A 13485-nucleotide genomic window follows, 5' to 3' on the forward strand; every position below is an offset into this window, starting at 1 on the left:
GGTCAGCGCCTCGTCGCGGTGGCCAGAATGCCCATCACCAATTGTTCAAAATTCAGGCCCGCCTGCTTGGCAGCCATAGGCACCAGGCTCTTTGCCGTCATGCCCGGCACCGTATTCACTTCCAACAGGTAAAAGTGTCCCTGCTCGTCCTGCATAAAATCCACCCGGCCCCAGCCGCTGGCATCCACCGCTTCAAACGCCTGACGGGCTAAGTTTGCCAGAGCCTGCTCCTGAGGCTCTGACAGACCACTGGGACAAAAATACTCGGTAGAACCCACCTCGTATTTGGCCTGATAGTCATAAAACACTCTGGGGGTAGTCATGCTCACAGATGGTAATACCTGCCCGGAAAGCAAGGCCACAGTGAACTCCCGCCCCTGAATAAATTGTTCCAGTAACACCCGCTCATCCAGCGTAAACGCCTGTTCGATGGCGTCCGCCAGTTCCTGCGTCTCTGTGACCTTGGCCATACCCAAACTTGAGCCTTCGCGGGCAGGCTTTACCATCACCACACCGCCGAGGGTGCGCATTATATCGGCGCACTGGGCCCGCTCAAAGCGACTTTTATGTACCACCTTATGGGCCGGTGTCGGCAAGTCTAAAGCCTGCCAGATTTGTTTGGTGCGGACCTTGTCCATCGCCAGGGCCGAGCCCAACACACCAGAGCCGGTATAAGGCAGCCCCATTTGCTCCAGAGCCCCCTGCATCACGCCGTCTTCCCCGCCACGGCCGTGCAACATGATCAACACCCGATCCGTAGCGGCTTCCGTTAACTCGAGCAGCGGCTGTTCACTGGGGTCAAAGGCGAAGGCATCTACCCCTGCCTGTTGCAGGGCTTCGAGCACCGCCTGACCTGACTTTAACGACACCGCCCGCTCTGCCGAGTCACCACCCAGCATCACTGCTACCTTGCCATACTGCTCAGGTGTCATCAGTGCTGACCTCCAGAGCCTTTCATCGTTTCAATGTCCAATTGCATCGACTGAAGCTGACGGGCCAGCTTGCCGATATTACCGGCACCCTGGGTCATCACCAGATCCTGATCGTCGATCACTTCGGCCAATACACCGGGTAACTCATCGGGTCCGGCCACATAGATGGGCTCAATCTGCCCGCGCTGTCGAATGGAGCGGCACAACGCCTTGCTGTCCACCCCTTCAATGGGTTCCTCACCGGCCGGGTACACCTCCAGCAAGAGCAGCATATCCACGCCTGACAGCACCTTAACAAAATCTTCATAGAGATCCCGGGTGCGGCTATAGCGATGTGGCTGATAAGCCATCACCAGGCGCCTGTCGGGCCAATTGGCTCTGGCAGTGGCAATGGTTGCTGCCACTTCGGTAGGGTGATGACCATAATCATCCACCAGGATCGCCTTACCCTTACCGGTATCAAATTCACCCAGGCACTCGAAGCGCCGACCGATGCCTTCAAAAGCATTCAGGGCACTGGCGATGGCATCAGGCTCAATGCCTTCTTCCAGCGCTACGGCAATCGCCGCCAGGGCATTTAGCACATTGTGTTTACCCGGCAGGTTTAGGGTCACCTCAAATGAGTGACCGGACTTCAATACCACAGTGAAGCGGCTCTGATTGAAGTTATGGCTAACATTGATGCCTCTGACATCCACCCCCTCGGAAAAGCCATAAGTCATATATTGCCGTCCCAGGCGTGGCAATAACTTCTGTACTCCAGGGTCGTCGGCACATAGGACGGCCAAGCCGTAGAACGGCAGGTTGTGCAGAAAATCTACATAGGTGTCTTCCATGCGCTGATAATCACCCTCATAGGTATCCATGTGATCGGCCTCAATATTCGTGACGATGGCCATCATGGGCTGCAGATGCAGAAACGACGCATCACTCTCGTCGGCCTCAGCGATCAGGTAACGGCTCTTGCCTAAACGAGCATTGGTCCCCGCGCTGTTGAGCAGCCCTCCGATCACAAAGGTCGGGTCCTGACCACCTTCAGCAAAGATGGTCGCCAATAAACTGGTGGTGGTCGTCTTACCATGAGTTCCCGCTACCGCGATGCCGTGTCGAAAGCGCATGAGTTCGGCCAGCATCTCGGCGCGGCGGATCACCGGAATGCGCTTATCCCGGGCCGCAATAATTTCTGGATTGGTCGGGTCGATGGCACTGGAAACCACCACCACGTTAACCTTCTCCACATTACTCTGTTGATGTCCGATAAAGACCTCTGCCCCTAAGTCGTTAAGACGCTGGGTCATGGCATTGGTCTGAATATCCGAGCCGGATACCTGATAACCTTCGTTAAGCAGTACCTCTGCGATACCGCCCATACCGGCACCACCAATACCGATAAAATGAATGCGTTTGATGCGGCGCATCTCGGGCACTTTGTAAGCACTGGCTGTGGTCATAACGTCTTCTCCACTTGCTGTTTGCAGTAATGCGCCACCTGCTCTGTGGCGTCGGGTCGGGCCAGTGCCCTGGCATGTTCTGCCATCTCCCCCAGCAATGCCGGCTCACCGATCAACTGCATAATGATGTGTTTGCCTTGTTCTGTCTGTAATTGTGGCTGCGGTACTAACCGCGCCGCCCCGGCCTGTACCAGCGCCTGGGCATTCTTGGTCTGATGGTCGTCCACCGCATGTGGCAACGGCACAAACACCGCCGCCACCCCCACACAGGCGATTTCCGACACCGTTAGTGCCCCGGCGCGACAGATCACCAGATCCGCCCATTCATAAGCCTGGGGCATATCCTGGATAAACTCGCTCACCGTCACACTGTGCTGAGTACCCGCGGTCTGATACTGAGCCTCTACCTCAGCACGATTGCCCTTTCCGCACTGATGATGCACCTCCAACGCCGGGCTCTGAGCCAGGATGGCCGGCAGATTGCGATTTAACGCTTGCGCCCCCAGGCTACCGCCCACCACCAGCACCCTCACCGGCTGATGAATCGCTTCGGCCTTTTGAGCTTCGATAAAGCCCTGGCGCACTGGATTGCCGACCCAGGTAGCTTTGCCCTCATCGAAGGTATGGTCGAAGCCGGTCAGGGTTTTGGCCGCCAAACGGTGCAACACCTTGTTGGTAAACCCCGGTAGGGCATTTTGCTCGTGGATGATCAGCGGCACACTTGTCAGCCAGGCGGCTATACCGCCGGGCCCACTGGCAAAACCGCCCATCCCGAGTACCAGGTGGGGGCGGAAGGTCTTAATCACCTTACGGGCCTGAAAAATGGCGGCCAGGATCTTAAACGGTGCTGCCAACAAACGCAGCAGGCCATTCTTACGAATGCCGCTGATAGCCAGAAAATGAATCCTGTAGCCCGCATCCGGCACTACCTGGGCCTCCATTTTTTCGGCCGTACCCAGCCACTGGATCTCCCAGCCCTCGGCGGCCAGGTAATCGGCCACAGCCAATCCCGGGAACACATGTCCGCCCGTACCACCGGCCATTATAAGTAAGCGTTTACTCATGACCTGCCTCCCGCCGGTGCTCGGACAAGGCCTGCACACCATCCATGCGCAGCTCAAAGTCGATGCGTACCAGGATTGCCACGGCAATCGCCATTAAAATCAGGCTGGAGCCACCATAACTCACCAGCGGCAGAGTCAAACCTTTGGTCGGCAGAATACCGGCACTGGCCCCCACGTTAACCGCCGTCTGGAAGCTAAACCAGATGCCAATGGAGTAAGCCAGATAGCCCTCGTAAGGCCGCTGTTGCTGCAAGGCCAGGTTGCCTAACTTCAGAGCCTTCATCACCAGAACCAATAATATGGCCAGCACCGCCAGCACTCCGGCAAAGCCCAGCTCCTCGGCCAGAATGGCCACTATAAAATCGGTGTGTGCCTCTGGCAGGTACTCCAGCTTCTGCACGCTATTGCCCAGCCCCTGGCCAAATACATTGCCACGGCCATAGGCCATCAGGGATTGAGTAAGCTGATAGCCGCTACCAAAAGGGTCCGCCCAGGGGTCAAGGAAGGCAGTGATGCGTCGCAACCGGTATTCTTCAAACATAATCAGCGCCACCACTGCCGACAGACCGGTAATCAGCAAGCCGAAGAACTGCCACAACTTAGCACCAGCGAGGAACAGTAACCCCACTGTGGTGGCAAACATCACTACCACCGTGCCTAAATCCGGCTGCATTAATAGCAACAGTGCCAGCACAAACAGTACAATCAGTGGCTTGATAAAGCCTTTTAGGTTTTCGGTCACTTCCTCATAACGACGCACCAGATAACCGGACAGGTAACAGAAGAAAAACAGCTTGGCTGGTTCGGCGGCCTGAATGGTAATCGGACCGACCGCCAGCCAGCGGGTACTGCCATTGACCGTGCGCCCCACCACCAACACAGCGACCAACAGGACGATAGCCGCCAGTAATAACCAGGCGCTACTCTGACGCCACCAGTTCATGGGAATTTGCATGGTGCCCAGCGCTGCCGCAATGGCGAGCAGAATATAGATGCCATGTCGAACAGCGAAGTGAAACGGGTTGTCGAACAAGCGTGCCGCCGTCGGCATGGACGCGGACGTTACGATCACCAAGCCGAGACTAAGCAAGGCTACGGCCACCAGCAGCAAACCTAAATCGTAGGGACGCATGCCACGGGCATCATGGCCAAGCTTCAAAGTACGTTGCCAGAAGTTATCAGGACTGAGACGTTGGACTGAATTCATAACGCCTCCACCGCATCGACAAAAGCCTGACCGCGGGCCTGATAGTTGGCGTACATATCCAGACTGGCGCAAGCAGGTGACAGCAGCACCATATCGCCGTCTTTTGCTATCCGACTGGCCTGGAAAACCGCCTCATTCATATCGGCCACTAGTTGGGCCGAGTCATGTTGTTCAGCGATGCGCTGTCCGTCTTTGCCTAAGCAAATCAGTACCTGTACCCGGGACAGATCCAGAGTGCTAAAATCAGCGCCCTTGCCATCACCACCGGCAATTAAGATCAATCTGCCCGCTACCTGCGGTGCCAGACCATCAATGGCCGCCTGGGTGGCACCGATATTGGTGCCTTTGGAGTCATTGATCCAGCTAATGCCCTGCGTCCGGCGCACCAACTCACAGCGATGAGGCAACCCGGTAAAGTGTGTCGCGGCCTCGACCACGCCTTCCAGGCTGGCGCCTGCCGTCAGCGATAGGGCAGCAGCAGCCTGAATATTGAGCAAATTATGCTGACCTACCAGGCCACAAACGCCAAACTCGAGCAGTGGTTTACTGTTATGGATGATCATATCGTGACTGGGATCGTATCCCCAGCCCGTTTCCGGCGCAGACAGACCAAAGCTTTGTTGGCGGTTCGGCCGCTCGGGCCAGGTTAAGCGGTCCTCACGGTTATAAAAACAGTGTTTGGCACCCACATAGATACGCTGCTTGGCAGCGGCGTAATCCTCAAGACTGCTATAGCGGTCCATGTGGTCGGCACTGATATTGAGGATGGTAGCGGCCAGAGGCGCCAGACTGTCGGTGGTTTCCAACTGAAAACTGGACAGCTCCAGCACCACCACATCGGCGTTATCTTCTAGCAGTTCCAACGCGGGTCGGCCGATATTACCGCCTTCAGCAACCTTCCTGCCGCTGGCTTTCAGCATCTGTGTCACTAAGCGGGTTACGGTGCTTTTGCCGTTAGAACCGGTAATGGCCACCACCGGGGTCTTGTTAAAGCGGGCGAACAGTTCAATGTCGCCCAGGATGGCTACCCCGGCCTGCCTTGCTGACACCAGAGCTGGCTCGCTCAGCGGTAAGCCCGGGCTCAATAGGATAAAGTCTACCGACACCAGACTCTGGGCATCCAACGGCCCCAACTGAACATCGGTACCGGCTGGCAGTTCAGGTGTCAGGTGGGCCCGGGTATCCATGGCCAGCACCTGCGCCCCCTGCTGATGCAAAAAACGCACGCAGGACAGCCCAGTCAGCCCCAGGCCAACCACTGCAACGCGTTTGTTTTTTAGCATCATAGTCTTCGTCATTACCGAATCTTCAATGTCGCTAAACCAATTAACACCAGAATCAGGGAGATGATCCAAAAGCGCACAATAACCCGAGGCTCCGGCCAACCTTTCAGTTCATAGTGGTGATGAATAGGTGCCATACGGAAAATCCGCTGCCCCCGTAATTTGTACGATCCCACCTGCAAAATCACCGAGATGGCCTCGATCACAAAGACGCCGCCCATGATCACCAAAACCAACTCCTGACGCACCAAGACTGCCAAAATACCTAGCGCGCCTCCAAGGGCCAGCGACCCCACATCCCCCATAAACACCATCGCCGGATAAGTGTTAAACCAGAGAAAGCCCAAGCCTGCCCCGACGATGGCGGTGCAGATGATCAAAAGCTCACCACTTAAGGGAATAAAGGGAATATTCAGGTATTGGGCAAAGTTAACGTTACCGGTCACATAGGCGAATACGCCCAGTGCCCCGGCTACCAGAATGGTTGGCACAATGGCCAGACCGTCCAGGCCATCAGTCAGGTTGACCGCATTGCTGGTGCCCACCAGCACAAAATACGTCAGTACCAGGAACATCAGCCCCAGCTGCGGCATCACTTCTTTAAAGAAGGGCACAATCAAGGCGGTTTCCACCTCAGTCTGAGCGGTGGAATACAAGTAGAAAGCCACCAATATGGCCACCACTGACAGCCAGAAGTACTTCCAGCGCGCGATCAGGCCGTTAGGGTCTTTACGCACTACCTTGCGGTAGTCGTCCACAAAACCAATCAGGCCGTAGGTGATGATCACAAACAGTGTCACCAACACATAGCGATTACTGAGGTCCGCCCACAGCAGCGTGCTGCTGACGATAGCTGATAGGATCAGTACACCCCCCATGGTGGGCGTGCCTGACTTGGACAGATGAGACTCCGGGCCGTCATCCCGAACCGTCTGGCCGATCTGCATCCGCTGCAACCAGCGAATGGTACCGGGCCCCAATAATACCGCGATCAGCAGCGCCGTCAGCACGCTAAGAATCGCCCTCAGTGTCAGATAGGAGAAGACATTGAAGCCAGGGTCAAATTGTTGCAGCCATTCGGCCAGCCAAATCAACATGCCATTCGCTCCCTAAGCCTCTGCAACTTTCCCAGCGGTGAGGCCTCCAGCGCCTCGACCACCCGTTCCATCGCCGCGCTGCGGGAGCCTTTTACCAGGATAGTAATGTCCTGCTGTTCATTGCCCAACCGTTCGCCGAGTCGTTCCACCAGCGCCGCCACCTGCTCAAAATGCTCGCCTCGCTCATCCATCGTATCGCTGGCGTTTTGACTGAGCACACCCAGGCTGAACAGCAAGTCGATATTGTTGTCCCTGGCATATTCCCCCACCTCTTCGTGGTAGAAGCGTGCCCTTTCACCCAGTTCGGCCATATCGCCCAGCACCAGCACTCGCTTGCCGGCATAACTGCTCAACAGGTCAATGGCCGCCTTTACTGAGGCCACATTGGCGTTGTAGCTGTCATCGATAATGCGCACCTGATTGGTGAGTTGTTTTACGTTCAGCCGTCCCTTGCTCAGGGTCATATGCTGCAAGCCCATACGCACGTCTTCCAGGGAGGCACCTACCCCCATGGCAAGAGCCGCCGCACACAGGGCATTAGACACATTATGTAATCCAGGCACGGGAAGCAGGATATCGGCATCCCCTTGAGGGGTGTGCATCATAAACTGAGCGCAACCATCCAGCCCCAGAATGACATCGCTGGCGCAGTAGTCGCCGCTCTGCTCAGAGAAGCTCTGAATGCGCGGACCGTAAATCTTGCCCTGCCAGAAGTTATAAAACTGACTGTCCGCGTTCAGAATCGCCAGGCCTTTGTCGCCTAGCCCCTTGAAGATTTCTCCCTTAGCCCGAGCCACGCCCAGCAACGAGCCAAAGCCTTCTAAATGTGCAGCGGCGGCATTGACGATGGTGGCCACATCCGGTTTTACCAGGCTAGTGGTGTAGGCAATCTCACCAAGGTGGTTGGCGCCCAGCTCCATCACTGCATACTCATGGCTTTCTTCCAACCTAAGCAAGGTCAACGGCACGCCAATGTCGTTATTAAAATTACCTTGCGTGGCCAATACGCTGCCACGTCGGGACAAAATGGCCGCCGTCATCTCTTTAACCGTGGTCTTGCCACTGCTACCGGTAATCGCAATGGTCTTGGGCTGTACCTGCTGCTTCACCGCCGCGCCCAAATGCCCCAGGGCCTGGCGGGTATCTTGTACATAGATCACCGGCAGGTTGGTCTTCACCGACTGACTGCAGACCAAAGCGGCGGCGCCCCCGGCCTCAGCCTGTGGAACAAAGTGGTGACCGTTGAAGTTGGGTCCCGTCAAGGCAATAAAGAGGTCCCCCGGTTGCAAACTGCGGGTATCGGTACTGACGTTGTTCACCTCAATATCGGAGCCTTCGAGGCGCCCGTTAAGCTGTTGTGCAATCCATTCTAAGGTTACCGCAATCACTGTGTTATCCCCTTGACTAGGTCTTCGGCAAACTGCCTTTCGTTATAATTTATGGTTTGGTCACCGATGATCTGATAGGGCTCATGACCCTTACCGGCCAGCAGAACTAAGTCTCCCTTGCTGGCTTGTTGAAACGCCCGACGAATGGCCTGTTGTCGGTCCAGCTCTACCTGAGCAGCCCCAGGGTTTGTCATTCCAGCCTGAATATCGGCGGCAATCTTGGCCGGATCTTCACTGCGGCTGTTGTCATTGGTGATGATCACCTCATCGGCCAGTCGTTCGGCAATGGCGCCCATCAGCGGCCGCTTGCCGGCATCACGGTCGCCACCGCAGCCAAACACGCAAACCACCTTACCCTGCGTATGTTGTCCCAAGGCCTCCAGCGCTTTTTCCAGCGCATCCGGAGTATGCGCGAAATCGACGATCAAGGAGGGCGAGTCGCCCTGTTGGAAAATTTCCAGGCGTCCTGGCACAGGGGTCAATTGAGGGGCTTGCTTCACCAACTCATCAAACCGGGCGCCAGTCACCAGCTGAGCGCTAATAGCAGCCAGCAGATTGGACACATTAAAGGCGCCCATCAGCGCAGTCTGGATCTCGGCCTCGCCATAGGGGGAAACCAGTCGGAAGCGAGTCCCGGTGGGCTGGTAAACAATCTGTTCGGCACGGATGTAGGGCTGCTCTGGATGTCGCGGCGCATTAAGACCATAAAAGGTCACCTGCTGACGTGGATTGGCCAGGCGCAGCCAGTTCTCGCTCTCGGCGTCATCACCATTTAACACCAGATGTTTGAGCCCGGGCTGTTGAATCAACAAACGTTTAGCGGCGGCGTAGCGATTCATATCGCCGTGATAATCTAAGTGATCCCGCGACAGGTTGGTAAATACGGCCACATCGGTCTTCAGACTGGACAAGCGATGTTGGACCAAAGCATGGGAAGAGGCTTCCATGGCTACCTGCTGCACCCCCTGGCTGCGCATGTCGGCCATCAGACGCTGAATACTGATTGCGTCTGGCGTGGTGTTTTTCAGGCTGCTAAGCCGATCCATGGGCCCAGCCCCCAATGTACCAATGGTACCGGCCTTCTGGCCCAGTCGTTCAGCCAACTGAGCGGTCAGTTGTACGGTGGATGTCTTGCCATTGGTGCCGGTAACCGCCACCACGTTCATGGCCTCGGCGGGCTGGCTATAGAAAACCGCCGCCAGGGCTGACAGGGACTCTTTCAAGCGATAAAACTGCACGATCATCGACTGCTCGCGCATCTCCATCTGACCATGCACCGCCTCATCATCCGTCTCGGCTAAAATCGCCTTGGCTCCAAGGCTAACCGCTTGCGGAATGAAATCTCGCCCATCCAGTTGATGGCCACTGATGGCGACAAATAATTTATGGATAGCCACTTCCCGACTGTCGAGCACCATTTCTGTCAGCTCGATGGCGGGTGCATCGATGCCAAAGGGCATCAGTAGATCTCGTAAATTCATTACAACGGACTCAGGATTCATTGCGCCCTCCTGCCGACAACGAGGCCAGGGATGACACGTCTCGGTCATCGGGCGGTATATTCAGTAACTGCAAGGCACCGGCCATAATCTCCGCAAACACGGGGGCCGCCGTATCACCAGCATAATAAAGGTCGCCGCCCGGCTCATTGATCAGTACTACGACCACCAGCTGGGGGTTGGAAACCGGAGCCAGGCCAGCAAAAATATTGATGTATTCCTCACCATAACCACCGGCCACCGCCTTACGGCTGGTCCCGGTTTTACCGGCCACCCGATAGCCCGGCACGCGCGCCTTAGGAGCCGTACCCCCATCGAGTACCACATGCTCCATCATTTCTACTACGGCCTGAGTATGCCGTTCGCTGCTGACCCGTTCTGTTTGGTAGGCCGGGTCCTGCTCAGTGGGAACGATATGCAAAGGGCGACTGATACCACCGGTGGCTAACACCGAATACATGCGCGCCAGTTGCAGTGTCGTCACCGAGATGCCGTAGCCAAAGGACAAGGTGGCCAGTTCAAAGTCAGACCAGCGGTGGCGTTCGTGGAATATGCCGCCACTTTCGCCAAGCAAGCGGGTACCGGTATCACCCACCAAGCCCATGCGGTAATAAAGGTCGATAAAGTGATCTTTTGGCACCGACAATGCCAGCTTGGAAGTGCCCATATTGCTGGATTTACGAATAATCCCAGTCAGATCCAGTTCACCATAATTGCGGGCATCGGACACCCGACTGCCGCCAAGACGCATCCAGCCCGGCGATGTATCCACCACCTCGCCCAGTTCAGCACTGCCAAATTCCAGCGCTGAGAGCACAGCCAGAGGCTTTAAAGTGGACCCCGGCTCGAAGGTATCGGTCACCGACCGGTTACGAATGCGGTGGGCCGACACACCCGCTCTGTTATTGGGGTTAAATGAAGGGCTGTTTACCATGGCCAGAATATCGCCACTGTTGGGGTCCACCACCACCGCAGAGGCCGACGTGGCCTGATAAGCGGCCACCGCCTGTTTTAATTCGGTGTAGGCCAGCGCCTGAATACGCTGATCGATGGTCAGGGAAAGATCTTTAGCCGCCTCACCTTGAGTTTGTTCCAGCACCTCAATTTGTCGGCCCTTAGCATCGCGACGAATTTTACGTTTGCCAGGCGTGCCAGTCAGCCAGTCGTTGTACAACCGCTCAATGCCTTCGATGCCACGGTCATCCACGTCGGTAAAGCCAATTAAATGAGCCGAGATCTCGCCAGTAGGATAATAGCGGCGCGACTCGTTGCGCAGGTAAATGCCCGGAATATCCAGTTTGTCCACGTATTCAGCCATGGCCGGCGATACCTGACGCTGAATATACACAAAACGTCGGGTGGGATCTGAAACCCGCTGCTGAATATCCGCTAAATTCTGCCCCAATACCTCAGCCAGGGCCTGCCAGCGACGCGTATTGGCAAAGGCATTGTTATCGTGAATCACCTTGGGATCGGCATAGATGGCTCGCACCGGCACACTGACCGCCAGCTCTTCGCCATTGCGGTCGGTAATAATTCCACGGTGAACCTGAGTATAGCGGGTGCGCTTGGTTCGATTGTCACCCTGCTCAATAAGATTATCCGGCTCGATCACCTGGATATAGGCCGCCCTGGCCACCAGCACACCGAACACCATGGTAACCACGGTGGTAACCAGCACAAAGCGCCACTGCACCAGGCGTGGTTTTTGGTTGCGCTTGGCGTGTCCACTGGCGCGACTCATCGGATCCTCACTACCACTTCATCGTCCGGCTGTGGCCGACGCATATTTAACTTATCCCGAACCACCGCTTCCAGACGGCTATGCTCTGTCAATGCGCTCTGCTCCAGCAACAAATGCCGCCACTGGACATCCAGTTCATCCCGCTGCTGCATAAGCTGTTCGTGCTTAATGATCATCTGGCGATTGTGGTGAGCACTCAGGATCACCGCCGCCGTGCTGACCATAACCAATAAATACAACAAAACTCGCCCGGGGTGGCGAGTCAGATCGGTCCATATTAGAACCGCTAGATGGAATCTGGGCTGAGACTCTGTCATAGCTTCTCCGCCACTCTTAATACCGAGCTGCGGGCCCGGTTGTTGCGTTCGATTTCGCTGGCCGAAGGCTTTATCGCCTTGCCAACCAGTTTCATGGTGCGACTGGCATTCAGCTCGTCTTCCGTGATGGGCAAGCCCGCAGGCACTTGCTTCCCCCGACTCTGCTCACGCATAAAACGTTTGACCAGCCGGTCTTCCAACGAGTGAAAGCTGATCACAGCCAAACGCCCACCGGGAGCCAGACATTCCAGGGTGCCATGTAAGGCTTTGCTGACCTCGTCCAGCTCGCTGTTAATAAAAATACGAATGCCCTGGAAGGTACGAGTCGCCGGATGCTTATACTTATCCTTGACCGGCACCGCCTCATCGATAAGCTCGGCCAGCTGCAAGGTACGGGTGATGGGCGTGTGCTGGCGAGTTTCCACAATGGCATGGGCGATACGGCGACCGAACTTCTCTTCGCCGAACTCCTTGATTACGGTGACCATTTCTTCCAGTTCGGCCTCGGCCAACCAATCGGCGGCACTCTGTCCGCGTGTGGTATCCATGCGCATATCCAAGGGACCATCGCGTAAGAAGCTAAAACCGCGTTTGGGATCATCCAACTGGGGGGAGGACACGCCCAAATCCAGCAGGATGCCGTTCACCTGACCCAGCAGGCCTCGCTCAGCCAGCTCGTCCACCATACTGGAAAAGGGTTGGTGCACAATTTCAAAACGCGCATCGTCGGCAAATTCTTCAGCGGCTGCGATGGCGCTGGGGTCACGATCAAAGGCGATCAGACGCCCCTTATCCCCCAGAGCCTCTAAAATGGCGCGACTGTGACCACCCCGGCCAAAAGTGCCGTCTACATAAACGCCATCGGCCTGAATCGCCAGGCCGTTAATGGACTCGTCCAGTAACACCGATTGATGTTGTTGCCCCGCCATCACAATGAGAAATCCTGTAAACGTTCGCTGAGATCGAAATCACCGGTCTGCTCGGTTTCGATATCCGCATGAATTTGCTGCTGCCAGGTGGCCTCATCCCAGATTTCAAACTTATTCAGCTGGCCCACCAACATGATCTGTTTTTCCAGGCCAGCGTGCTGGCGCAAGGGTGATGACAATAAGAAACGGCCGTTGCTATCCATATTTCCCTCAGAGGCATAGCCTAATAACAGTCGCTGCAGTCGACGTTCATGGGGATTCATACTGGATAGGCGACTCAGTTTGAGCTCAATCTCTTCCCATTCGGGGAGTGGGTAAAGCAGCAAACAGGGTTGTTGTATATCGATGGTACACACCAACTGTCCCTGACAATCATCCACCAGCAAGTCCCGGTAGCGTGTTGGAATCGCTACTCGTCCTTTGCTGTCTAGATTGATTGCATTAGCGCCGCGGAACATCCCCTAGCCTTATTGAAGTTGTTATTATCCACTTTTTGCCACTTTTACCCACAATGAGCAGTTTAGGTACCACCCGTATCCATTGTCAAGCATTAACCCAGGCTTTTGATCACGCT

12 protein-coding genes are annotated in these 13485 nt (G+C 55.8%); all 12 read right to left on the reverse strand.

The window, feature by feature from the left end; genetic code table 11:
- Positions 1–2: 2 nt before the first annotated feature.
- The 12 genes from HMF8227_RS12265 to mraZ are packed head-to-tail and all read right to left on the reverse strand — an operon-like array spanning position 3 to position 13369.
- The gene (locus HMF8227_RS12265; protein WP_109340449.1) at positions 3–932 is read right to left on the reverse strand and encodes a D-alanine--D-alanine ligase; all 930 of its coding nucleotides are present in this window, start codon (positions 930–932) and stop codon (positions 3–5) included.
- Complete coding sequence (murC, locus tag HMF8227_RS12270) at positions 932–2383, reverse strand: UDP-N-acetylmuramate--L-alanine ligase (RefSeq protein ID WP_109340450.1); 1452 nt, start codon at positions 2381–2383, stop codon at positions 932–934. Before murC ends, HMF8227_RS12265 begins: the two co-directional genes overlap by 1 nt.
- Complete coding sequence (gene murG / locus HMF8227_RS12275; RefSeq protein WP_109340451.1) at positions 2380–3447, reverse strand: undecaprenyldiphospho-muramoylpentapeptide beta-N-acetylglucosaminyltransferase; 1068 nt, start codon at positions 3445–3447, stop codon at positions 2380–2382. Before murG ends, murC begins: the two co-directional genes overlap by 4 nt.
- Positions 3440–4654, reverse strand: coding sequence for a cell division protein FtsW (gene ftsW, locus HMF8227_RS12280; protein WP_109340452.1), 1215 nt, complete (start codon positions 4652–4654; stop codon positions 3440–3442). Before ftsW ends, murG begins: the two co-directional genes overlap by 8 nt.
- Positions 4651–5952: a UDP-N-acetylmuramoyl-L-alanine--D-glutamate ligase gene (gene murD / locus HMF8227_RS12285; RefSeq protein WP_109340453.1), complete on the reverse strand. Its 1302-nt coding sequence runs from the start codon at positions 5950–5952 to the stop codon at positions 4651–4653. The genes ftsW and murD overlap by 4 nt, the downstream gene beginning before the upstream one ends.
- Positions 5952–7034 carry a phospho-N-acetylmuramoyl-pentapeptide-transferase gene (mraY, locus tag HMF8227_RS12290; RefSeq protein ID WP_109340454.1) on the reverse strand — a complete coding sequence of 361 codons (1083 nt, stop codon included), beginning with the start codon at positions 7032–7034 and terminating at the stop codon, positions 5952–5954. The genes murD and mraY overlap by 1 nt, the downstream gene beginning before the upstream one ends.
- A complete protein-coding gene (gene murF, locus HMF8227_RS12295) occupies positions 7028–8422 on the reverse strand; it encodes a UDP-N-acetylmuramoyl-tripeptide--D-alanyl-D-alanine ligase (protein WP_109340455.1) in 1395 nt (464 codons plus the stop codon). Before murF ends, mraY begins: the two co-directional genes overlap by 7 nt.
- A complete protein-coding gene (murE, locus tag HMF8227_RS12300; protein ID WP_109340456.1) occupies positions 8419–9924 on the reverse strand; it encodes a UDP-N-acetylmuramoyl-L-alanyl-D-glutamate--2,6-diaminopimelate ligase in 1506 nt (501 codons plus the stop codon). Before murE ends, murF begins: the two co-directional genes overlap by 4 nt.
- Positions 9914–11665 (reverse strand): penicillin-binding transpeptidase domain-containing protein, encoded by a 1752-nt coding sequence (locus tag HMF8227_RS12305; protein ID WP_109340457.1) that lies wholly within the window; start codon positions 11663–11665, stop codon positions 9914–9916. Before HMF8227_RS12305 ends, murE begins: the two co-directional genes overlap by 11 nt.
- Entirely contained in the window at positions 11662–11982 is a 321-nt protein-coding gene (gene ftsL / locus HMF8227_RS12310) for a cell division protein FtsL (protein WP_109340458.1), read from the reverse strand. The genes HMF8227_RS12305 and ftsL overlap by 4 nt, the downstream gene beginning before the upstream one ends.
- Positions 11979–12914, reverse strand: coding sequence for a 16S rRNA (cytosine(1402)-N(4))-methyltransferase RsmH (rsmH, locus tag HMF8227_RS12315; RefSeq protein WP_109340459.1), 936 nt, complete (start codon positions 12912–12914; stop codon positions 11979–11981). Before rsmH ends, ftsL begins: the two co-directional genes overlap by 4 nt.
- Entirely contained in the window at positions 12911–13369 is a 459-nt protein-coding gene (mraZ, locus tag HMF8227_RS12320) for a division/cell wall cluster transcriptional repressor MraZ (protein ID WP_109340460.1), read from the reverse strand. The genes rsmH and mraZ overlap by 4 nt, the downstream gene beginning before the upstream one ends.
- Positions 13370–13485 lie beyond the last annotated feature (116 nt).

The organism is Saliniradius amylolyticus (assembly GCF_003143555.1).
GTDB lineage: Bacteria > Pseudomonadota > Gammaproteobacteria > Enterobacterales > Alteromonadaceae > Saliniradius > Saliniradius amylolyticus.